Here is a 21,289-nt window from a genome sequence, read left to right as displayed (position 1 = left end):
ATTGAGCGGGGCTTACGTTGAACTGTTTGGTCTGGATCATTTGAAGATCGTTTTTCGCACAAAAAAGCGCAAAAAGAGGCAATTACCGGCATATATGCAGGGATGCTTTTATTCATTTTTAAATATTCCATCTGAGAATTGGCTCACTTAAAAGGGAATTGCTCACATTCGGTCGGGGGACCTGAGCTCCTTTCTAGTATTTCTGGCTATGGAGAAGGGTAATGTTCAGTCTAGGTGGCGCGGATGCAAAGGCCGTGCTGAAAGCCGTCAGCAGGTCTCAAGCTATCATCGAGTTCAAGCTCGACGGTACCATCCTGACTGCAAACGAGAATTTCTTGAAGACGCTTGATTACAGTCTTGCGGAGATCGTCGGTCAACATCACCGGATGTTCGTGGATCCGGCCGAGGTTAATAGTCAGGACTACCGTGAGTTCTGGGCCAAGCTGGGACGCGGCGAGTTTGATCGCCGCCAATACAAGCGAATTGCAAAGGGTGGCCGTGAGGTCTGGATAGAGGCATCGTACAATCCGGTGTTCAAAGGCGGCAAGCCATACAAGATCGTCAAATTCGCAACAGACATCACGGCAGAAAAGCTAAAGGCTGCTGAAGATAGCGGCAAAATCAACGCGCTCTCCCGAGCTCAAGCGGTGATCGAGTTCAAGCCGGACGGCGAAATCCTGAATGCCAACGAGAACTTCCTGAATGCTCTCGGCTACCAGATGGCAGAAATCAAGGGACGTCACCATTCGATGTTCTGCGAGCCAAGCTATACACAGAGTGCCGAGTACCAGCAGTTCTGGCAGAAGCTGGCGGGAGGTGAGTTCGTTGCGGATGAATTCATGCGTATCGGAAAGGGCGGAAAGAAGGTTTACATTCAGGCTTCCTACAATCCAATCTTCGACATGAACGGCAAGGTCTTCAAAGTCGTCAAGTTTGCCACTGATGTCAGTGAACGGGTAAGCAACGTCAATAATCTCGCGGAAGCCCTCCAGGCGCTGTCACATGGCGACTTGACGCAGGACATCCAGAAACCTTTCCTGCCTGCATTAGAGCGCCTGCGTACGGACTATAATGCGACATCAGCCAAGCTTCGAAGAACACTCGAAACCATCCTGGAGAATGCTGGCGCAATCGCAGCCGCCTCGCAGCAGATCCAGGTTGCATCGAACGATCTTGCCAAGCGCACCGAACAGCAAGCTGCGTCGGTAGAGGAAACGGCGGCGGCTCTTGAGGAGATTACCACAACCGTTGCTGACTCGAGCCATCGCGCGCAGGATGCCGGTAATCTGGTTCGTCGCACAAAGGAAAACGCAGAATATTCCGGCAAAGTCGTTGGTCAGGCCGTGGAAGCCATGGGCAAGATCGAGCAATCGGCAGGCGAGATTGGCAACATCATTGGCGTGATCGACGAAATTGCGTTCCAGACCAACCTCCTGGCGCTGAATGCTGGTGTGGAAGCAGCAAGAGCGGGTGAGGCGGGCAAGGGCTTTGCGGTTGTTGCCCAGGAAGTCAGAGAACTCGCCCAGCGATCTGCAAAGGCTGCAAAGGAAATCAAGGCGCTGATCAACACCTCCAATGAACACGTCAAAAACGGTGTTGCCCTGGTTGGAGACACCGGCAAGGCGCTTCAGGAGATCGTCGTTCAAGTCGTCCAGGTTGACAGCAATGTCGGCGCCATTGTCGAGGCATCGCGCGAACAGTCGACGGGCCTCAAGGAGATCAACATCGCCGTCAACACGATGGACCAGGGGACGCAGAAAAATGCAGCCATGGTCGAGGAGACGTCAGCCGCATCTCACAGCCTCGCGCGTGAAGCGGAGAAACTGTTCGAGCTGATAGGACAGTTCAACATCGGTACCAATGTCCCAGGAAGTCGCTCTACTTCGCTCACCTCCAATCCAAATGTTCAATCGATCTTCTCTTCACCCCGTCAGGCCAAGGTGCGCCCGCCTCAAGCCTTTCAGGGCAATGCAGCCCTCAAGACCGAGAGCTGGGAAGAGTTCTGATTGATTGATCTGAATCATGGCGCTCATCCCCCACGAGCGCCATGGTTCATTGCGCAGGTCTGATTTCTTCGAGGTGAGGTCATCCATGTCAGTCGTTCGTTTCCCAACCGCATACAATCTTTCTGTGCCCACCATTGAGACGGGCGAAGAGACGGCAGAGGCACACGAGGCCCTGCAGGCCTATTGTCGCTCCTTGCGGAAGCTCATTGAGCTTCTCGGTGAGCAGGTCGAAGAGGTGCGGATGATACATCGAGAAGAGTTGAAATCTGTTCCGCAATGAAGGTGCTAAATTTGCTTAGCAATAAAATACTTATCAAAAATTATTTTGCATAATATGATTTAAAATCTTCCATCTATATTAGTAGTAATTCCATTAGTATGAAAAAGTAGTCCTAATTGCACCTTTTTTATGTCCGTAACATAAAAACTATTTGGGTAATATTAGAATTTTACGATTATTTAACTTTATAATACTAAATTTGGCGTTGAGGAAATCTAACGCTGGAATCGATTATGAAACGACCTTCCCTTCGCAACGCGCTTATCGGCATGCTGAGCTCAATCGTCACCTCGGTTGGAGCCCTTTCTTACACAAGCGTTTCAAGCATCTCATCGATGCGCGCCGAAACAGCTGAGGTCGGCGAATACTGGATGGAACGGCTTCTGACGGCGCGCGACATCAAGGGAGAGTTTGCAAACGTCCGGCTCGCGCTTGCGCGCCATGTTATGGTGAGTGACAAAGCCGGATTTGACGCTGAACAGCAGACACTGAAAGGTTTCGAGGCCGCACTGCGTGATGCAATGGCACGCTATGAGTCCAAAGTTCGCACAGAGAAGGGTCGCGCGCTCGTCAACGATATCAAGCCATTGCTTGCAGACTATGATGCGGTTGCCAGGCGGTATACCGACCACGTTGCGGCTGGTGATATTCCCAAGGCAGCTGCTTACTTCAAGGCTGAGCTGAAGCCGCGTGCCGACAAGGTGAATGCGAAGATCGCCGAGCTTGTAGACGCGATCATCGCAAACTCCAAATCCGTGGTTGAAACTGCTGAGATAGACGCGAGCTCCGCGTTTACGACAGTCCTGTCGTTGGCAATCGTCGCTATGCTGATCTGCTTCGCAGGCATGTATTTCGCAGTTGCAGGCATCGCGCGGCCCATCAATGCCATAACCGAGGCCATGCGCCGTCTGGCAGGTGGTGATGACCAGAGCAAAATTCCGTTCGAGGGCCGCTCGGATGAGGTTGGAGCCATGGCTTCTGCGGTTGAAGTCTTCCGGCAGAGTTCGCTGTCCAACAAGCGGCTCGAACAGGAAGCGTTGGCCAATCGCTCGGAGGCCGAAAAGCAGCGCGAGGCCGAACAACAGCGCACTGCCCGTGAGGCTGAACAGCTTCGTATCGCAAGCTCCGCCCTCGGCGCGGGTCTGAAACGGCTTGCCGGTGGCGACCTTGCGTGTCGTATTCAGACGCAATTTGCGCCGGAATACGAGCCTCTGCGCCAGGATTTCAATGCGACTGTCGAACAACTCAGCCAGACGGTCAGCGCGGTTATCACTGCGGTTGGCAACATGGATTCCGGGACACGCGAAATAGCCTCCGGTGCGAATGATCTGTCCAAACGCACTGAGCAGCAGGCAGCAGCCCTTGAGGAAACAGCTGCGGCGCTCGATCAGATCACGGCAAACGTTTCCAGCTCCTCCAAAATGACTGAGGAAGCAAGATCGGTGGCCCAGGCTGCAACGCACAGTGCCACGCAGTCAGCAAATGTCGTGGCTCATGCCGAAGAAGCAATGCAGCGTATTGAAAGCAGCTCACAACAGATCTCCAACATCATCGGGGTCATTGACGAGATTGCATTCCAGACGAACCTGCTGGCACTCAACGCAGGTGTCGAGGCGGCACGCGCCGGGGAGGCCGGAAAGGGTTTCGCGGTTGTCGCGCAGGAAGTTCGTGAACTTGCCCAACGCTCAGCTCAGGCAGCCAAGGAGATCAAGGGCCTTATCCAGAATTCGACCGGTGAAGTTGAAGGCGGCGTAAAGCTTGTGCGTCAGACTGGCGAAGCGCTCAAGACGATCGGTGATCACATCACCCGGATCAACAGCTTTATGGAGTCGATTGCGACCTCGTCGCGTGAACAGTCCACAGGACTGACCGAGGTTAATGTTGCGGTCAACCAGATGGATCAAACGACGCAGCAGAACGCAGCAATGGTCGAGCAATCAACAGCTGCAGCCGCTTCACTTTCGCAGGAAGCAGGCAAACTGAGGGAACTGGTTTCCATGTTCCAACTGGAGGCCTCTGCGGTTTCGCATTCCTCTGCCTTGCGACAGGTCGCACAGACAATTGCCCAGCCTGCGCCGGCATCCGCCCCAGCACGGCCGCGCGTCGCCCGCGCACTCCCTCAAACGCAAGGCAACCTGGCACACAAAGCCGACGATTGGCAGGAGTTCTGAAGATTAAGTATAGCAGCCGGTTTTAATGGCCCGGCATGACTCGGGCCATTTTTTATATTCTCTGATGTAGTTTGGGGCCGCCGGGGCTCTAGTGCCGCTGGATGAGACTAAACTCAGCTCAGTAAACTCAGGACCCTCAAGAAACTTTGAGGGTATTCGGACTTTATTAGCGCCTCGTCATATAAATGACGTATCGGCCTTCCAATCGCGGTTAAAAGCTACATATGGTGCGCTAGCAGACCATCTCATCGGAAATAAGATGCAAGAAAGCGATATCGAGCCGGCGCTAAAGAATCTCTTCGACAATTCTTCCATTGCGCTAGCATTGGCAAGCACAGACCGTGATAACCCGTTGGTTTTAGCCAATGAGCAATTTTATAAGCTGACCGGGTACGACAGCACCGATGTGATTGGTCGCAACTGTCGTTTTCTCCAACGACGGTCAGATGGCGAGTGCGCTTCGAACGATGAAGCCAGGCGCAAACTACATGCGTTTATCCATGGTGACGAAGCGAATGTGAGGGCGCCGATCGTAAATTTCCGTAGAGACGGCCGTCCGTTCGTCAATCTTCTTTTTATGTCAAAGTTAAAAGCCTCAACTGGGCAGGTGCGCTACATCATTGCGTCGCAGTTTGATGTGAGCCGGACCCATCCGGATCTTTTGCGTGCTTACGATGACGCTCTTGGCAACACACTGGCGCGACTGAAGCCGCTTCTTGACGGTCACAACGTGATGGTTGAGGGCACCCTGGCCACGATCGCGAACTCGACTACCACAATTGCGCAGGCCAAATTGGCATTGGCTGAATTGGAAACCAATTCGCCCTATTGATAAAGGGCCTCGCTAAACGGGGCTTGAAACATGCGCCTCGCTGCAGAGGCTGAGGGATAGTATTTGACCGACATTCGTAAACCCGAACAGCCTGTTCCTGTTGTCGGCATAGGCTCGTCGGCTGGCGGCCTTGAAGCCCTTCGCGAGATGTTTGCTGCAGCCGAGGTGCCGACCGGGCTTGCCTTCGTTGTGGTGCAGCATCTTGCGCCCGACCACGAGAGTATGCTCGCTGAGTTGCTGGGTAGACATACTCAGCTGTCCGTTCAGCAGTGCGAAGGCGGCGAAGCGATCGAGGCCGACACTGTTTTCGTTATCCCTCCAGGCAAGGGTCTGAGCATTGAACGGGGAAGACTGGCGCTTAAGGATTTCGAGGAGCCTCGAGGGCTAAGGCGCCCGATAGACGATTTTTTTATCTCGCTGGCCAACGACCAAAACGCAAATTCTGCCTGTGTTATCTTATCAGGGACGGGCGCTGACGGGTCGACTGGCCTTCGAGCAATCAAAGAAAATGGCGGCCTCTGTGTCGTGCAAGAGCCATCGACGGCGAAGTACGACGGCATGCCTGTCGCTGCAACCGGAACTGGCTTGGTGGACTTCATCCAGCCGCCTGACCAGATTTTGAGCTGCATAGGAGGGTTCTTTTTTCGCAAGAGCCAGGGGGCTGATAACAAAGAAGCCTCCAAGGTAGCCGACCATGTTGATGACCTTTGCACCGCGCTCCAGGGCGTAGTTGGCCACGATTTTGCCGGATACAAACGCACGACCTTTGTTCGCCGGGTCGAGCGCCGCATGCATGTCCTTGGTATCGATAGCGGCGCCGACTATCTGGAGCGTGTCCAAAACGATCACAACGAATGCGAAGCGCTGTTTCGTGATCTGCTGATCAATGTCACCCGCTTTTTCCGCGACAAGCCATCGTTTGACGTATTGGCCGACAAGGCCATTGACCCACTATTACGCGACGGCGCGATATCGGAGGATGGCGTCCGCGTTTGGATCCCTGGCTGCTCAAGTGGCGAAGAGGCCTATACGATCGCAATCCTGTTTGCAGAGGCTGCCCGCAAGCTTAACCTGCCATGCAATGTGCAGATTTTTGCGACCGATATCGACGAAAGCATGTTGAGGATTGCACGGGAGGGATCTTATCCGATCGCCTCGCTCTCCGACATACCCCACGATCTGCAAGAACACTATGTCATTCCGCATAAGGAGCGGTTCACTTTTGTTGGCCAGATCCGAGATATGATCCGGTTCTCAGGTCACAGCCTCATCAAAGACCCGCCATTTTCGAAGATCGATCTGATCTCGTGCCGCAACCTGCTGATCTACTTCGATGACAAGCTGCAGAAGCGGGTCATGCCTTTAATGCATTATGCCATTCGGCCGGGTGGTTACCTGTTTTTGGGATCGTCTGAGAGTGTCGGCAGGTTCGATAACGTGTTTTCGGTTATCAGCCAGAAAGCACGACTGTTTGAACGAGTGCCAGGTTCTCCGACTTACCCCATCCCGCTGCCCGGCGAGCGGCGAGACATCCGGCGTCCGCAGGTAGCGTCTTCTGCGCCAACTTCTAGCGAAAGCGTCGAGCAGTTGGCGACAGCAAGGCTTATGGAAAAATACGTGCCTGCCAGCGTCGTCCTCGATAACGATGGCCAGATCGTTGCGGCATACGGACGGCTTGGTCGATTTTTCGATTTTCCTGTGACTGGCATCAATGAGTCCAGCGCCGCGAGTTTGGCTCGGCCGGGCGTGCGGGAGCAACTTGGGCCACTGGTTCGGCAGGTGGTCTCAGTCAGGAAGCGGGTGGTCGCCCGCGGCATTGAGGTCGTCACCGATTTCGGCACGCTTAAAACCGATATCATCTGCGATCCGCTCGAAGCGGGCGCGTTTCTTGTGGTCTTCCAAGAAGTAGCCCAGTTCACTCAACTTGAAGCGGGCGACTTGATCGACCTAGAGCCCAATAATGGGCACATCGAGAGTCTTGAGCGTGAGCTGCGTACGGCTAAACATCGTCTGCGATCTGCAATCGAGGAACTCGAAACGGCTAATGAGGAACTAAAAAGCTCCAACGAAGAAATGATGTCGATGAACGAGGAGCTTCAGTCGACGAACGAGGAACTGACCACGGTCAACGATGAGCTAAAGACCAAGGTTGATGAGGTCACCGTTGCCAATACGGACCTGCGAAACTTTTTCGAGTCCACCAGCCTGGCCGTCATCGTTCTTGATAGGGAAGGCCGGCTTCGATCCTACACGAAGGCTGCAACGACCATCTTCCCGCTGCAGCCAACTGACCGTGGCCGACCTCTATCGGACGTCACAAACCGTCTTCTCAGCTTCGATCTGACGACCCGCGTCGAGAATGTCATGAACCACGGGGCCGAGTATCAGGAAATGGTGTCGGATCGTGACAGTGACCGCACGTTCTCGCTCAAAATTCTACCTTACCGCACGATTGATGGCACAATTAGTGGTGCGACAATCGTCTTTACCGACATCAGCCACGCCATCAGCATCGAAAGCCAGTTGGCTGCCGAGCAGAACCGCCATGACCTGGCGATCGAAGCCTCAGGCATTGGCGTCTGGGAGTACGTGCCTAGCGAACACCAGTTCGTATTCGGCGGTGCTGCGATGGCATTGCTTCAGACGGATCACGAACGCCCATCCCTGGACGACTTTCTGAGCAAGCTGTCTTACGACGATAGCGAACATATGCGCGCTGCCCTCATCAACGCGGAGGCTGATGGGCATGAGGCCTTTGAGATTACGACGCGGCTTGAAGGGAATGGACGCTTTAGCTGGATAAAAACATTCGGCCGTTATCTTGAAGAAAGCGACCCACCGCGCATCATAGGTGTCAGCGTTGATGTGACTGCCGAGAATGAGCTCGCCGAAGCGCGCGAGCTGATGATCAGCGAGATGAACCATCGCGTAAAGAACCTGTTCGCTATGATTGGCGGTATCCTGCGTATCGCAGCGCGTAAGCACGAAACGACGAAAGCGCTCGTCGCTGATGTCGAAGGTCGTGTGTTGGCACTTGGCAACGCCCATACGCTTGCGTCTAATCGAAATAGAGAAGAGCCGGTCGAGATGCACGAACTTGTTGACGTTATGATCGCTCCCCATGCCCGTGCGGCCAAAGTCAGCGTTTCGGATGCTCCTTTTCCGGTGTCTATCAACTGCATTACGCCTCTTACGCTCATTCTTCACGAGTGGGCAACAAACGCAGTGAAGCATGGCGTGCTTGGTAGAGAGGCTGGCAGATTGGCCGTCGATTGGGAGCGGACAGAAAAGGGTATGATTTTAACATGGAACGAAATCGGCGATTTGGACGTTATCGCGCCTGGGAATGCGGGTTTTGGGACGATATTGCTTTCCACCTCTGCGAGGCAGTTGGGCGCGAGGATCGAGACCCATGTCGATGGACAGGTCCTCTCGCACGTGTTGATAATGCCAAGCTCGGTGAGACATGACGCATAAAACTGTTCTGCTGGTTGAAGACGAAATGTTCGTCGCCCTCGATATCCAGATGACCCTCGAAGATGAAGGGTGGGAGGTATCAGGCCCATTCGCCAGCACCCGGGAGGCGCTAGAGTTCTTGGAAGCCAACGTTGTTGACTGCGCCATTCTCGATGTTCGCCTGACAGACGGCGAAGTCTTCCCCGTCGCGGACCTTCTTACGGAATCGGGCATTCCATTTGTATTTCACTCGGGTCATGCGGACCCTGCGAAACTTCAACAAGAATACCCGCAAGCCTTGGTGTGTCAGAAGCCCTACCATCCGACAGCGTTGGTCGAGAAGCTTATAAGCTCCAGAGTTAAGGGCAGAGCTGCTTGATACAGTAGTTGACTGAAGTTCGATGACAGGTGTTACAGCTTCGAAAAGGAGTACCTCAACGCCGGCCATCGATTATTTGGGCCGCTTGCTACACTCCATCCGAGAATGTTGATGAACCGAGTATAAGGACTGGATCCCATCGGAACTAGGCTTCGGAGCAGATTTGCTCCGTTCACTCTTTGCACAGACCAGTTTTTTCGGTGTTCGTCGTGACCTTGTGTAAGGCAAACGCCAAATTCTTCGCTTCCCATTCAAGAGAGTTGCGCCTCAGTATCCGACTTGTGCTCGGCAAGGTCAAAGGGCTTATGTGGAGGCCGCCCCGTGCTTGATCCGTGCGCCAACTGTCGTTGCCATGTTCAAAAGTCGCTTCACGAAACTGAAATACTATGAAGCCACTGAGCACATATCCCTTACAATACCCTCGAATTGATCCATCTGAAACGGCTTCGTCACGACGCGCATGCCTTCGTCGAGTGTTCCGTGATTGAGCACGGCATTTTCCGCGTAGCCCGTAATAAATAGAACCTTCAGTCCTGCTCTGATGCTGCGGACGGCATCTGCGAGCTGGCGGCCATTCATTCCGTTTGGCAGGCCGACGTCGGTGATGAGTAGGTCCAGGACCTGTCCCGTCTCTATGATCTTGAGCGCAGATGTCGCATCTTCGGCTTCAAGGACGTTGTACCCGTGTTCCACCAGAAGTTCGGCCGCTACCATCCGGATTAGAGGTTCGTCATCAACAAGCAAGACAGTCTTGTTCGCCGTTACAGGACCCGCCTCCGCTGTTCCTGAATCTTCGGTGGGAACGTCGGCTTCGCCAAGATGGCGAGGTAGATAGACCAGGACATCGGTGCCCTGACCAAGCTCCGACGCGATGCGAACAGCGCCCCCGGACTGCCCCGCAAAGCCATAGACCATTGAAAGGCCAAGACCCGTGCCTTGTCCGGTGGGTTTGGTAGTAAAGAAAGGGTCGAACGCACGGGCAATCGTCTCGGGAGCCATGCCGCTGCCTGTGTCGGCAACTGTTAATCGGACATATTCGCCTGGCGGGAGATTGAGCTTGCTGCTCTCAGCGCCCTCGATGATGCGGTTCAGTGACGATGCGGATTATCCCACCGTTCGGCATCGAATCGCGCGCATTGATGCAAAGGTTGAGGAGCGCATTTTCGAGTTGGCCAGCATCGACAAAGTTTGACCAAAGGCCGTTCTGATGGTTCGTTTCCACTTTGATCTCGGGTCCGACACTTCGGTAGATCAACTCGAGCATGCCATCGACCAGCGCATCGATCTTTACCACCTGCGGGTCGAGTGTCTGGCGTCTGGAGAAGGCCAGGAGGCGCTGGGTCAGCGCGGCGGCGCGGCGGGTGGCTTGATTGGCTGCGCTGATATAGCGTTCGATGTCGTCCAGACGGCCTTGTGCCAACCGCCTGTTCATCATTTCCAGACTGCCGCTGATCCCGGCGAGCAGGTTGTTGAAGTCATGCGCCAGTCCACCGGTCAGCTGCCCGACAGCCTCCATTTTCTGAGACTGACGCAGATTGTCCTGGGCGGCCGAAAGCTCAGCCTCGCGAGCTTTCACTTCGCTGAGATCTCGACCGACTGCAATGAAGTTCTGGCCTTCAAGTTCCGGCGCAACCGTCCACTCGATCCACTTCCATCCGCCGTCGCTTGTCGCTATACGGTTCTGAAAACGGGAAGGTAGCCCTGTTTCTCCCATCTGCGCGAGCGCTGCGAGCGTGACGTCACGGTCGTCATCGTGCATGAAGGTGGCATAGGGTCGGGTCAGCAGTTCTCGCTCCGACCAACCCAATATTGTCGTCCATCCAGGGCTGACCGCTGACATCATACCGGCGAGGTTGGCGCGCGCAAACATGTCTTGCGACAGCGTCCACAAACGATCACGCTCTGCTGTCCTGGCTTGGAGCTCGGCCTCTTGACGCTTGTCTTCTGTGATATCGCGTCCGCTGCAGAACATTACGCCATCTTTTGCGACCGCCGCCCAGGATATCCATCGTATGCCGCCATCGCGGTGTAGCCACCGATTGACAAAGCGTGAGACCGACTTTCCCTCGGCAATGGCAGTTGCTTCGACGCGCGTCCTCTCGATGTCTTCGGGATAGATCATTTCCCAAATGGACCTGGACGAGAGATCCTCTCCGCTCCAGCCAAGGGTGAATGCCATGCAGCATTATACGTTTCTATGTAACCGGAAGGGTTCAGCGTCACAGCAGATCGGGATGAACCTGCCACAACATGCCGATCGCCTGGCTGTCCTGAACAGGCAGGCCGGGACTCTTGTCGTCAATTCCTGTCTGATTCATCAATTAAAATTCCAAAGGACAGTTCCGTTGTCGTAGAGACCGAGCCGCGGCGCGCGATCATGAATACCAGAGCACGAAGAGGCACTCGGTGCAACGACGCCGTTGTACGGGCGCGACTACGCACGTATCATCGTAAGCGGTTACCGGACAAACGCGAAATTGCCAGCGTAGGCGATGTATGGCAAATCACTTGGTATCTAAATTAGCAAACAACATGAGGACTCTGCAGTGGGAGAGGAAATCTGGGCTGCTCTGATCAAGGAGTTTTCAGACGTTCCCGACGCTTCCACCATAACTCTCGTGACGGTGAGACTTGTAGTCGCTGCAGTGCTTGGCGGTATCCTTGGGTATGAACGCGAGCGCAAAGGCAGAAGCGCTGGCGTACGAACCCATATGCTTGTTGCCGTAGGAGCGGCGCTTTTTGTAATAGGTCCCCTGCAGGGCGGAATGCAAATTGGGGATCTGTCGCGTGTGCTTCAGGGCGTCGTGCAGGGAATAGGCTTCCTCGGCGCGGGCGCGATCATGGTTCGGGTTGCTAAGCGCCAAGTGGAAGGACTCACCACGGCTGCTAATATTTGGGCGACAGCTGCAATAGGCGTCATCGCAGGCTTGGGATTGGAAGCTACCGCAGTTCTGTCGACGGCCATAGTTCTGGTCATCCTTGCCGCAGTACCGCTTGTCCTGCCAAAAGATGACAATGAAGACGGCGAGGGGAAGTAGGGGTGGGTTCGGATTTCGATGAATAGATGAGAGCTTGGCGATGTCGACTAGGGTCTGCAGGAGGATTGGCCGTTCCTCCGTCTCGGCGACAGTGTTCACTCCTAAATAGCGGCCGCACGTGCACACAGTAGTGCTGAAGCAGGTGATATTCCCAGGAGTTTCAGGCTGTCCGACAACTGAGCGATTGATCCTCATCGTTGTGGTGAGAAGGTGAAGCGATAACAAGGTAAGGCGAAGCCAGTGCCAAAATTGTGAAATGCTACTTTAATCCCAAGGTCACAGAGACATCCACTGGGATTCCCCGCAGGCCTGCGACTAGGCCCGTATTTAATGACCTTGATAGAGATCGCCTCTCGCATCAGCCCAGGTTCGACTACAGCTCCGGTGAAAGTCGCTCCCAAAGTTGGTAATAGGGATTGGCACGAAAAATAATAGAAATCGCCCAGTAGTTCAGGTTCGATTCCGTCAGCGTACAGCTCATTTCAACATTCTTTGACAGAATGAGATTTCGACCATGGCGAGAATTGAACGGTTCTTTGGTGGCCCTTGAAAGCTTTTTCGCGAAGCATTTGTGTCTGGGGCGGGTCAAAAAGCACCTCGTCGAACGCTCGTCTCTTGCTCTTGCGCTGACTGAATTGCACTTTCGTCTAGAAGATAGATCTCAGCTCGCCGTGCATGCCTTAAGCAAATGAATATTGGCAATTATTAATTAACTGTCATGCGCAAGAGCAAGGCAAGTGCTGCTCGAGAGTTAAATTAGCCTTCACTAATCTAAATTACCGGTTGATACACGATCAACGCTCACTTTTTTTGAGGATCTAAATGTACCGTCAAATTGAACGGCTCCTTCGTGATAGATCTGGAAATTTTGGAATTATGACCGCAGTTCTCGTGCCTCTTGTATTCGGAGTTGCCGGCTTTGGCATAGATGCAACGCACGCATTTGCTGAAAAGAACCGATTGCAGGCTCTGGCAGATGCTGCTGCTCTTGCTGCAGCAACCGCGATGGCTGATCAGGGAAACATGAGCTCTGAGGAAGCTGAAGCACTTGGACTCAATGCATTTGTTTCGCAGACCTTGGCAACCGAGCCTACAAAGACAGCAGCCCAGAAAGCGGAAAACGAGAAGAAGCTGAAGGACAGCACCACGTTCGCGGTCAGTACAACAACCTCAGGAAACTCGGAAACGTACGACGTCCGGATGACATCAACCTATGATCTCTCCCTGAACGGCATGAGTGCGCTTCTGGGCTTCAATAACTTCAGGATTTCGGTTGAAAGCCGAGCATCCAGCGGTCGACAAGGAAACGCATTGTCGATGTATCTTGCACTGGATGAGTCAGGATCCATGGCCTGGGACACGACAACTGTCGATCCCGTCGCGCCTACAAAGAAAGTCAAAAAGCAACGTAAAGAGAAATACCCGTGTCCTGGCAATGAGACGCAGATGTGTGAGCGCACGGTCGATGAATGGGTTGATGCTACCAATTACATCACGAAAATCGCTTCGCTTAAAGCAGCCGCCGGTGTGATGTTTGATGAGCTCAAGAAGGCTGACCCCAACAGCAGCCTGTTGCGTCTCGGTGCCTCGTCCTACGATGATAAGACAAAGACCGAGCAGCGCATTGAGTGGGGCAGCAGCGACGTTGCCCGGTACGTAAATAAGATATCCGAGAAACCAGACGGTGGAACGGACGCGAGCGGTGCATTGACCAATGCGCTGACGGCGCTGGGTCGGGCCAACCAGACGGAGAAAAACGCTCATGACGCAAAGAAGAACAAGAATTTCGAGCGTTTCATCGTCTTCATGACGGATGGCGAGATGACGGGGAGCACGGGCGTCTGGAACAAGTCGATTGATGACAAGGTGCGTGGAATTTGTGACCAAGCGAAAGCCGATGGCATCAAGATATATGCAATCGCTTTCATGGCACCTGCCAAAGGAAAGACACTTCTGGAGGCCTGTTCAAGTGGGGCAGCAGACTACTACTACGAACCCACGACAATGAACCAACTCGTCCAGACCTTTGGTGAAATAGCGCGCAAGGCTGCTAAAACAGGCACCCGATTGACCAATTGAACGAGGATGCATGTGCAATATGTCGACCTGCTGTTTCTAAGAATAGCGACGTGCAATCTGGCTTGGGCGACGGGCTTGCTGTGACCTGAGACCCGACTTCCCTCCATTTTTTGGGGGAGTCTTGGGTTTCTTGCTCTGGGACCAAACCTTGGACCGCCGGGAATTAGAGTTTCCGGCTCTGATCACGATGGCTGGCTGGTAGCGCCACCGGGATTATGCAGTGCGATCGGGACGTTATAACCGATCGCCGAGTGAGGACGTTCCTCGTTGTAATATCGACGCCAAGTCTCCAACTTTTCGCGGGAATCTGCAAGGGTCAGGAACCAATGAGCATTCAGGCATTCCGATCGCAGCTTGCTGTTGAAGGCCTCGATGAAGCCGTTATCAGTCGGTTTGCCCGGGCGTGAGAAGTCCAGGGTGACGTTGTTGGCATAGGCCCAGAGGTCAAGATCACGGGAGATGAACTCGCTGCCATTATCCACCCTGATCGTCTTCGGATAGCCGGTCTTTCGGCAGATGCCTTCGAGGGTCTGGACGACATCCTCGCCGCGATAGGTGAAGCGAGCGTCGGCGGCCGGGCAGTAGCGCGAGTGCGTGTCGACCACGGTCAGGATACGCAGCTTCTTGCCGGTTGCGAGCTGGTCATGAACGAAGTCCATCGCCCAGACATCGTTCGGCCCGACAGCTTCCTGACGATCATCTCGGAGCTTTGCCTTCACACGCCGCTTGGGATGCTTGTTGCGCAGCTGAAGCCCTAACTCGCTGTAAATTCTGCGTGTCTTCTTCATATTGATCTTCCAGCCGTCGCGGCGCAAATGCACATGGACGCGGCGGTAGCCATACCGCACACGTGTCTCGCAAATCTCCTTGATGCGTCGTTCGAGTGGGGCCTGTCCGGTGCGGCGGGATTTGTAGTGGTAGGTCGATGTATCGAACTTCAGGACCTTGCAGGCCCGTCGAATCGATATGCCCCAGTCCACCAGCATCCCGTCGATCAGCTTGCGCTTCCGGACAGGCCTCAGAGCTAATGGGATGGTCCGCCCTGTCTCCCGAGAGCATAATGGAAGCAGGCAAAAAGGAGGGCCTCAGTGATGGATCGCAATCAACCGCGTGACTGCACTGTTTTTGGAGTAGATATTGGGAAGAACGTGTTCCACGTCGTCGGCCTGGATGGTTCAGGTGCGATTGTTCAGCGAGTTAAGTTCCGACGAGAGACATTGCTGCAATTCTTCGAGCGTGCGGCGCGTACGCTCGTGGGAATGGAAGCCTGTCCCGGGTCTCAGTGGCTGGCGCGCAAGCTGCAGACAATGGGACACGAAGTCCGGATTATTCCCGCGCAGTTTGTGAAGCCTTATGTGAAGTCGAACAAGAACGACACCATTGATGCCGCAGCTATCGCCGAAGCAGCAACGAGGCCGACAATGCGGTTTGTGGGTATTAAACAGCCGGACCAAGTTGATTTGCAGATGATGCACCGCGTTCGGAGTCGGTTGGTGTCAGCCCGGACAAACCTCATCTGTCAGATGCGTGCCTACTGCCTTGAGCATGGTGTCGCGATGCGACAAGGGGCTGGCGTATTCAAACTCGATATTTGCCGAGTTATTGAAGATCTGGACAATGATCTGACGCCAATGGCCCGTTCTGTTCTTCGCGATCTACATGACGATCTCCGCAGGCTGGAGGCACGTATCCGGCAAGTATCGGACGACATTGAGAAGATTGCAGACAGCGACGAGCGCGCGAGGCGCCTCATGACAATTCCAGGCATCGGCCCACTTGGAGCTACAGCTATTCTGTCAGCCGTCGGCAATCCCTCACGGTTTGCCAAGGCGCGAGACGTTGCAGCCTGGTTAGGCCTGGTCCCTCGTCAGTACTCGACCGGCGGAAAGCAAACGCTCCTCGGCATCAGCAAGCGGGGCAACAATTATATTCGACGATTGCTCATCCATGGTGCCCGCTCCTGTTTGATGCACCTCAACCGAGACAAGGATCGGCTTGGCCATTGGATCGATGAATTGCGACTCAGAATGCACGTGAACAAGGTGACCGTGGCTTTGGCTGCTAAGCTGGCGCGTATCGTTTGGGTGATACTCACGAAGCCCGGCGCCACTTACATGCGCCAGCCAGCTGCATAGCCCATCGCCATTCTGGCTCCTGAAGGCCAGACAGATTGCGAGGTTCGAAGGTGATGACGAGACAGTTGATCGGCATTCTGTAAGTCCTGGCTGAAAGAGGGCTTCGTGCCCGAAGAAGCTATTTGGAAACAGGATGTGCGGATCTCATCAGGGCCTGACTGCAACCGCAGTCCACTCGCGAGAGGCCGGATACATTTACGCAAACTGCATTCGTCAGCAGCTAAAGATCCTTGCAATGACAGGGCGGACCATACATTTCGGCGGATCACGTCCTGCAGCATCTCGCGGTCCAGCGTCAGATCGGCAACGATCTTCTTCAGCCTGGAGTTCTCATCTTCCAGAGCCTTCAATCGGCGCATCTCGTCGGGCAGCAGACCCGCATACTTCTTGCGCCAATTGAAATAGGTCGCCTGGCTGATCCCCGCCTTCCGGCAAATCTCTGCCACCGGCACGCCGTCGTCGCCCTGCTTCAAAATGAACGCCTTCTGGGCGTCCGAGAACTTCGATGCCTTCATGCTTCCGCTCCTTTTCCCAGCCGGGAAATTACAGCGGAAACTCCAATTCTGAACGGTCCAGTTTTCGGGGATCAGAGCAGAAACGATCTGCCATCGGATGTGGACGATCACCAGATAAAAATAGCGGCGGAGAAGTTGTTCACAGACAAGGATGAAATCTTCCAGCTTGCAGATGGACGCTGGTTTTCCCTCAGAACCAGAGCAACAGACGAAAATTACGTGTTGGCACTCGTGTCCGACATCACCTCAGTCAAAGAATCTGAGCTGTCGTTTAAAAGTTTTGCCGAGCAGCTGAAAGGATTGGCAGAAACCAGTGCATTGACGGGGCTGGCCAATCGTCGATCTTTCGATGAAAGCTTGGTGCGAGAGTTTGAAACAGCAGCGATCTCAGGTCGACCATTGTCAACGATCCTGATTGATGTCGACAGGTTCAAGGCCTTCAACGACCGATATGGCCATATGGCGGGAGACGCCTGCCTAAAGTCTGTGTCTGCAGCGCTTGCTAGCGTAGCGCGACGGTCTGGTGACCTTGTCTGCCGGTTTGGCGGCGAAGAGTTTGCAATTCTTCTGCCGGATACTGATCTTAAAACTGCGCTAATCTTGGCTGAAAAGGTGCGCACATCAATTGCTCGACTCGGCATTCCGCATGAAGAAAGCGAACACGCTGTGGTCACCGCAAGCTTTGGCGTCGCAGTTTTTACGAAAGGGTCAACCGTAAGTCACCCGATTGAGCTGGTGGCGCGGGCTGATCTCGCGCTTTACGAGGCGAAGGATCAAGGGCGGGATCGAGTGACGTTCATTAAGGAGGGTGACGATATCCTAATGCGTCAGTTCTCCGCGTTCAATGACCATGCCCAATGAGGCGATTCGAAAGCTGACTAGCCTTCAGCACACAATTCCTGAAGTTAAGAGTTCGGTCCTATGAAGACCTATGTCTCGCTATGGAACTAAGATAAGTTCTCCGCATTTCTTTCCCCAAGTTCAATCTCAAGGGAAGGAAAGTCCAATGATTAGGAATATTGTTTTTGCTGCGGGTATTTTGGCTGTCGCTGCTGGATCGGCCCTTGCTCAATCGTCGACGGTAAATGGTGCTGCGGGTGGAGCGGTGACCGGCGCGATCGTCGGCGGCCCAGTAGGTGCTGCGGTAGGTGGAGTCGTTGGCGCGGTCGCAGGTACGGCTATCGATCCTCCGCCACAGAAAGTTGTTACCTACGTTCGTGAAGCGCCAGCACCCGCACAGAAAGTGGTCGTAAAGGAAAAGGTTGTGGTCGGTGAAGCTCTCCCGTCTACCGTCGTCGTTACGCCAATCCCAGAGAGCCCGACCTACGCCTATGCCTATGTCAATGAGCAGCGCGTCATCGTCGAACCTTCTACCCGCAAGGTCATCCAAGTCGTCAATTGAAGCAATGAGCAGACCGGGCTGCTGCCCAAATAAATGTAGTGGCCCCATTCTTGATCTTACAGACTCGAAGATTTCACAAGAGGCGTAAAACCATGTCGGAACGTGAACCAACAATTATCAATACCGGCGGCAGCGGAAGTGCCGGCTGGGCAGTAGCCGTTATCATCCTGCTGGCTGTTATAGTCGGAGGTTACCTATTGCTTGGAGGCGCGATTTCCGGTGGCAAAAGCGTTGATGTCAACGTCAAACTCCCGAGTATCGAGGCTCCATCAAAGTGATCAAGGCGGCGAAAGCCGCCTTCTCAATTTGATAAAGCAGCTATTGCTATTTCGGGTACAGAAAGCATTTTTAACACAGCATGGCTTTTAAGCAGGGGACAGTATTTATGTATCGAAAGGCTCCTACGGTCATTGAGAATGACGATCACGCTACTGGCTGGAGCGTCATATTAGCGGTTCTTTTAGGGGGAACAGTTGCGGGCTATATTCTGTTTGCAGTCATTGCAGATACCGGTGTCAGACCAGTAGCGACGGAAAGCTTTGCACATTCCCCTCTACCACATGTCGTTGAATGAGCCCGCTCTTCAACATCGAAGCGCACAGATTAACTGCAATTCTACTTGCATGCTGTAGCGCGATGTAAGTAGACTAAATCCGGTGTCATTTATCAAGCTCGCCCGCAAATATCGTCGTCATTTGTGTACTCATTCAAAAGCTGGGTTGGACTCCCGAGGTCGGGGCGCAGGTTCGATGGACACTGGATAGACTGATTAACGCTTGTCGTTGGAAGGCAAATGTTAGCATCGCTGTTGCAGTTCTCGTCTCAATCCAGCAACCTCGACGCCCTGCCACTGCGCCTCTGAGCGTGGTTATAATACTCTGAGGCCTGCTGCACTGAGCGGTGTCTTGACTGCTCCATGGCTTCTGGCAGCGGAATGCCGCGATTGGCTGCTTCGGTGAGATAACCGGAGCGCAGGCCATGGGCGGAAAACTCAGTGGGGTCCAGCCCGGCCATTGCAGCGCGCTGCTTGACGATATCGCTGATCGCCTTCGGATCCAGTGCACGGGCTGAGACATTGCCCCAGCGATCGATGGCGCGAAACACGCTGCCTTTGTCTATCCTGCCAGCCTTTAGCCAGGCATTCAGCGCATCGACGGGACGACCGGTGAGGTAGACGACCTCGTCGCTGCCGGCACCACTCGTCTTGGTGCGCCCCAGATGTATGGACAGCGAGGGCAGGGAAGATGAGCCGTCAACAGGGATCGGATCTTCCGCGGTGAGCTGTTCCTTGCGCAGCCCTGCCACTTCGCTGCGACGACGACCGCCAGAGGCAAAAGCGACCATCAGGATCGCCTTGTCTCTCACATCGTGCAGGCCGTCGGTGCGACAGGTCGCGATGAGTTTTGACAGAATGTCTCCGGTCAGGGCCTTTGCGCTTTTGCGCTTCCTCGGTCGCGGCGTCGCACGCACGGAGAGCCGGATTGCGGACTTCAGGGCAGGGGAGGTAAACGCACCCTGTAAACCCCGCCACTTGGTCAGGGTCGACCAGGTCGCCAGTCGCCGGCGAACGGTATCGGGTGCGTGGGGGCCTATTGTTCGCAGAAACCCCTGGACGCGAAGCTTTTCCTCGACATCCGGCGGCATTCCGTGGGCCGGATCTGAAAGACGCTTTTCCGGATCCCAGAGGTGATGGGCGACAAACTTCAGAAGCAGTGCTTCTGGCGCAGGCCACGGGAGAGAGAGCCCCGTCGAGGCAAGCGACCATGCCTGCAGATAGGCGAGATCCGAGGTCAGCGCCCGCAGCGTGTTGGCACCCATGCCCTCGTTGACCAGATGGCGAAGGGTTTCGACATCCTGGTCCGTCAGGAGCTCAGCCAGCTCGTCACGGCGTTCCATAGGGAGTACGGCAGCGATGGTATCGAGTTCTTCCACACGTCGCGTAACCACATCGTCGGTCGGTTTGGATATTGGCGGCTTTCGTGTCATTGCATTCCGTCGCTTTCGGTAGCATGTTTGCAGAAGTTCCGGAAAGCCCGTATATTCCGGAACAAAGGAGATTTGCCATGACGTCGACTGTGACAGCAGCTGCGGTATCGAAGAATTTTGGCGCCTACCAGGATGCCGCTGTGCGAGAGCCGGTCATCATCACCAAGAACGGCCGGCCGCGCACGGTGCTCATGGCCTATGAAGATTACCTTCGCCTCGCCAAGCGGGACCGTCGGGTCGATCTGACGGCTGCGATCAGTGACAACGAGCTTGCCGCGATCGAGGCGTCGACAATGGAGACGGGCCTGGATCATCTCAATACCGAACTGCTGATGGATAAGAATGCTGCCGAGTGAACCCAAGGTCGGCTGGGTCTTCCGTTATTCCTATCTTTGGCACTGGCAGCATCTGGACGGGCGAGAGGAGGGTGACAAGGATCGCCCGGCTCTCGTGCTGGCCATTGTTGCGACGCTTGAGGACGGGACACCGGCGGTTCGTGTCCTGCCGATCACCCATTCCCCACCGTCCGATCCCGACGAAGCCATCGAAATCCCGCCAGCCACCAAGCGCCGCCTCGGTCTCGATGACGAACGATCGTGGATCGTGTTGACTGAAAGCAATCGTTTCGTCTGGCCGGGGCCCGACGTTCGCCCTGTCGATAGCGAGAGCGGGTATCACGGGCCGCTGCCTCCGGCGCTGTTCGAAGACGTGAAACGTCGGTTTGTCGAGCTCGCTAGAAGCCAGCGCCACCAGGCGACCATTCGCACCGACTGAGATGTTCTTCATCCTTTTGTTCGCCCTTAAGTTCTGCGCGTCCAGCAGTCATCTTCGCCGTGATTTGCCATGACTTTAGGCCTGTCGATCAGCGAGGTGCACCGGAATCGATTTCCTTCTAGTGATAGCTGTTTTGGTCTTCCAAGATCAGTGGAATCTGCCGAGTTGGCCGGAATGCGCGATAAGCAGTCATAGATCCGCTAATGATTGCAGACGAACTCCCTTTGTTCAAAGGA

General features: G+C 54.5%; 17 protein-coding genes and 2 pseudogenes. 14 read left to right on the top strand and 5 right to left on the bottom strand.

All coding sequences use genetic code 11. The annotated features are described in order from the left end of the window. Positions 1–221 precede the first annotated feature (221 nt). From G6N80_RS22680 to G6N80_RS22655, 6 genes are all read left to right on the top strand, one after another. Entirely contained in the window at positions 222–2,006 is a 1,785-nt protein-coding gene (locus G6N80_RS22680) for a methyl-accepting chemotaxis protein (protein WP_165137519.1), read from the top strand. Positions 2,007–2,091: 85 nt separating this feature from the next. Continuing rightward, entirely contained in the window at positions 2,092–2,286 is a 195-nt protein-coding gene (locus tag G6N80_RS22675; protein ID WP_165137516.1) for a hypothetical protein, read from the top strand. Between the two features lie 233 nt (positions 2,287–2,519). Next, complete coding sequence (locus G6N80_RS22670) at positions 2,520–4,457, top strand: methyl-accepting chemotaxis protein (RefSeq protein ID WP_165137513.1); 1,938 nt, start codon at positions 2,520–2,522, stop codon at positions 4,455–4,457. 259 nt (positions 4,458–4,716) lie between these two features. Further along, the gene (locus G6N80_RS22665; RefSeq protein ID WP_165137510.1) at positions 4,717–5,289 is read left to right on the top strand and encodes a PAS domain-containing protein; all 573 of its coding nucleotides are present in this window, start codon (positions 4,717–4,719) and stop codon (positions 5,287–5,289) included. A gap of 63 nt (positions 5,290–5,352) precedes the next feature. Next, complete coding sequence (locus tag G6N80_RS22660; RefSeq protein WP_246251531.1) at positions 5,353–8,766, top strand: CheR family methyltransferase; 3,414 nt, start codon at positions 5,353–5,355, stop codon at positions 8,764–8,766. Beyond that, positions 8,756–9,124: a response regulator gene (locus G6N80_RS22655; RefSeq protein WP_165137507.1), complete on the top strand. Its 369-nt coding sequence runs from the start codon at positions 8,756–8,758 to the stop codon at positions 9,122–9,124. The genes G6N80_RS22660 and G6N80_RS22655 overlap by 11 nt, the downstream gene beginning before the upstream one ends. 384 nt (positions 9,125–9,508) lie before the next feature. On the opposite strand, the gene G6N80_RS23540 is transcribed toward G6N80_RS22655, so the two are convergent. Both G6N80_RS23540 and G6N80_RS23535 read right to left on the bottom strand, forming a co-directional pair. Continuing rightward, positions 9,509–10,123, bottom strand: coding sequence for a response regulator (locus tag G6N80_RS23540; protein ID WP_210300893.1), 615 nt, complete (start codon positions 10,121–10,123; stop codon positions 9,509–9,511). A gap of 67 nt (positions 10,124–10,190) precedes the next feature. Beyond that, positions 10,191–11,303 carry a PAS domain S-box protein gene (locus G6N80_RS23535; RefSeq protein WP_210300892.1) on the bottom strand — a complete coding sequence of 371 codons (1,113 nt, stop codon included), beginning with the start codon at positions 11,301–11,303 and terminating at the stop codon, positions 10,191–10,193. A gap of 340 nt (positions 11,304–11,643) precedes the next feature. Between G6N80_RS23535 and G6N80_RS22645 the strand changes: the two genes are divergently transcribed. Both G6N80_RS22645 and G6N80_RS22640 read left to right on the top strand, forming a co-directional pair. Next, positions 11,644–12,162, top strand: a complete 519-nt coding sequence (locus tag G6N80_RS22645; protein ID WP_246251544.1) for an MgtC/SapB family protein — start codon at positions 11,644–11,646, stop codon at positions 12,160–12,162. A gap of 822 nt (positions 12,163–12,984) precedes the next feature. Then, complete coding sequence (locus tag G6N80_RS22640) at positions 12,985–14,241, top strand: vWA domain-containing protein (RefSeq protein ID WP_281360865.1); 1,257 nt, start codon at positions 12,985–12,987, stop codon at positions 14,239–14,241. Between the two features lie 182 nt (positions 14,242–14,423). On the opposite strand, the pseudogene G6N80_RS22635 reads toward G6N80_RS22640, so the two are convergent. Next, positions 14,424–15,266: pseudogene (locus tag G6N80_RS22635) on the bottom strand (IS3 family transposase); the annotation flags it as partial. Positions 15,267–15,332: 66 nt separating this feature from the next. On the opposite strand from G6N80_RS22635, the gene G6N80_RS22630 reads away from it, so the two are divergent. Then, the gene (locus G6N80_RS22630; protein ID WP_210300926.1) at positions 15,333–16,376 is read left to right on the top strand and encodes an IS110 family RNA-guided transposase; all 1,044 of its coding nucleotides are present in this window, start codon (positions 15,333–15,335) and stop codon (positions 16,374–16,376) included. 257 nt (positions 16,377–16,633) lie between these two features. On the opposite strand, the pseudogene G6N80_RS22625 reads toward G6N80_RS22630, so the two are convergent. After that, a pseudogene (locus tag G6N80_RS22625) lies at positions 16,634–16,891 on the bottom strand (transposase); the annotation flags it as partial. A gap of 99 nt (positions 16,892–16,990) precedes the next feature. Between G6N80_RS22625 and G6N80_RS22620 the strand changes: the two are divergent. From G6N80_RS22620 to G6N80_RS22610, 3 genes are all read left to right on the top strand, one after another. After that, on the top strand, positions 16,991–17,752 hold the full coding sequence (locus G6N80_RS22620; RefSeq protein WP_246251530.1) for a GGDEF domain-containing protein: 762 nt from the start codon (positions 16,991–16,993) through the stop codon (positions 17,750–17,752). Between the two features lie 145 nt (positions 17,753–17,897). Next, positions 17,898–18,293: a DUF1236 domain-containing protein gene (locus G6N80_RS22615; RefSeq protein ID WP_165137498.1), complete on the top strand. Its 396-nt coding sequence runs from the start codon at positions 17,898–17,900 to the stop codon at positions 18,291–18,293. A 92-nt stretch (positions 18,294–18,385) separates the two neighbouring features. Continuing rightward, on the top strand, positions 18,386–18,571 hold the full coding sequence (locus G6N80_RS22610) for a hypothetical protein (RefSeq protein ID WP_165137495.1): 186 nt from the start codon (positions 18,386–18,388) through the stop codon (positions 18,569–18,571). A gap of 544 nt (positions 18,572–19,115) precedes the next feature. On the opposite strand, the gene G6N80_RS22605 is transcribed toward G6N80_RS22610, so the two are convergent. Further along, positions 19,116–20,279: a site-specific integrase gene (locus G6N80_RS22605; protein ID WP_165137492.1), complete on the bottom strand. Its 1,164-nt coding sequence runs from the start codon at positions 20,277–20,279 to the stop codon at positions 19,116–19,118. A 77-nt stretch (positions 20,280–20,356) separates the two neighbouring features. Here G6N80_RS22605 and G6N80_RS22600 point away from each other — a divergent pair, with 77 nt between their 5' ends. Beyond that, positions 20,357–20,635, top strand: a complete 279-nt coding sequence (locus G6N80_RS22600; RefSeq protein ID WP_165137489.1) for a type II toxin-antitoxin system Phd/YefM family antitoxin — start codon at positions 20,357–20,359, stop codon at positions 20,633–20,635. Continuing rightward, positions 20,622–21,053 carry a plasmid maintenance toxin (PemK-like) gene (locus tag G6N80_RS22595; RefSeq protein WP_165137486.1) on the top strand — a complete coding sequence of 144 codons (432 nt, stop codon included), beginning with the start codon at positions 20,622–20,624 and terminating at the stop codon, positions 21,051–21,053. The genes G6N80_RS22600 and G6N80_RS22595 overlap by 14 nt, the downstream gene beginning before the upstream one ends. Positions 21,054–21,289 lie beyond the last annotated feature (236 nt).

It is taken from the genome of Rhizobium rhizoryzae, from assembly GCF_011046895.1.
In the GTDB taxonomy this organism is placed as follows: domain Bacteria; phylum Pseudomonadota; class Alphaproteobacteria; order Rhizobiales; family Rhizobiaceae; genus Neorhizobium; species Neorhizobium rhizoryzae.
The sequence above is the reverse complement of the archived record's forward strand: the minus strand, read 5'-3'. Positions and strand labels throughout refer to the sequence as shown.

Bases quoted from the DNA above. Each gene is read 5' to 3' on its own strand.
- G6N80_RS22680 (WP_165137519.1), top strand. From the start codon at position 222: ATGTTCAGTCTAGGTGGCGCGGATGCAAAGGCCGTGCTGAAAGCCGTC.
- G6N80_RS22675 (WP_165137516.1), top strand. From the start codon at position 2,092: ATGTCAGTCGTTCGTTTCCCAACCGCATACAATCTTTCTGTGCCCACC.
- G6N80_RS22670 (WP_165137513.1), top strand. From the start codon at position 2,520: ATGAAACGACCTTCCCTTCGCAACGCGCTTATCGGCATGCTGAGCTCA.
- G6N80_RS22665 (WP_165137510.1), top strand. From the start codon at position 4,717: ATGCAAGAAAGCGATATCGAGCCGGCGCTAAAGAATCTCTTCGACAAT.
- G6N80_RS22655 (WP_165137507.1), top strand. From the start codon at position 8,756: ATGACGCATAAAACTGTTCTGCTGGTTGAAGACGAAATGTTCGTCGCC.
- G6N80_RS23540 (WP_210300893.1), bottom strand. From the start codon at position 10,123: ATGGCTCCCGAGACGATTGCCCGTGCGTTCGACCCTTTCTTTACTACC.
- G6N80_RS23535 (WP_210300892.1), bottom strand. From the start codon at position 11,303: ATGGCATTCACCCTTGGCTGGAGCGGAGAGGATCTCTCGTCCAGGTCC.
- G6N80_RS22640 (WP_281360865.1), top strand. From the start codon at position 12,985: ATGTACCGTCAAATTGAACGGCTCCTTCGTGATAGATCTGGAAATTTT.
- G6N80_RS22630 (WP_210300926.1), top strand. From the start codon at position 15,333: ATGGATCGCAATCAACCGCGTGACTGCACTGTTTTTGGAGTAGATATT.
- G6N80_RS22615 (WP_165137498.1), top strand. From the start codon at position 17,898: ATGATTAGGAATATTGTTTTTGCTGCGGGTATTTTGGCTGTCGCTGCT.
- G6N80_RS22610 (WP_165137495.1), top strand. From the start codon at position 18,386: ATGTCGGAACGTGAACCAACAATTATCAATACCGGCGGCAGCGGAAGT.
- G6N80_RS22605 (WP_165137492.1), bottom strand. From the start codon at position 20,279: ATGACACGAAAGCCGCCAATATCCAAACCGACCGACGATGTGGTTACG.
- G6N80_RS22600 (WP_165137489.1), top strand. From the start codon at position 20,357: ATGACGTCGACTGTGACAGCAGCTGCGGTATCGAAGAATTTTGGCGCC.
- G6N80_RS22595 (WP_165137486.1), top strand. From the start codon at position 20,622: ATGCTGCCGAGTGAACCCAAGGTCGGCTGGGTCTTCCGTTATTCCTAT.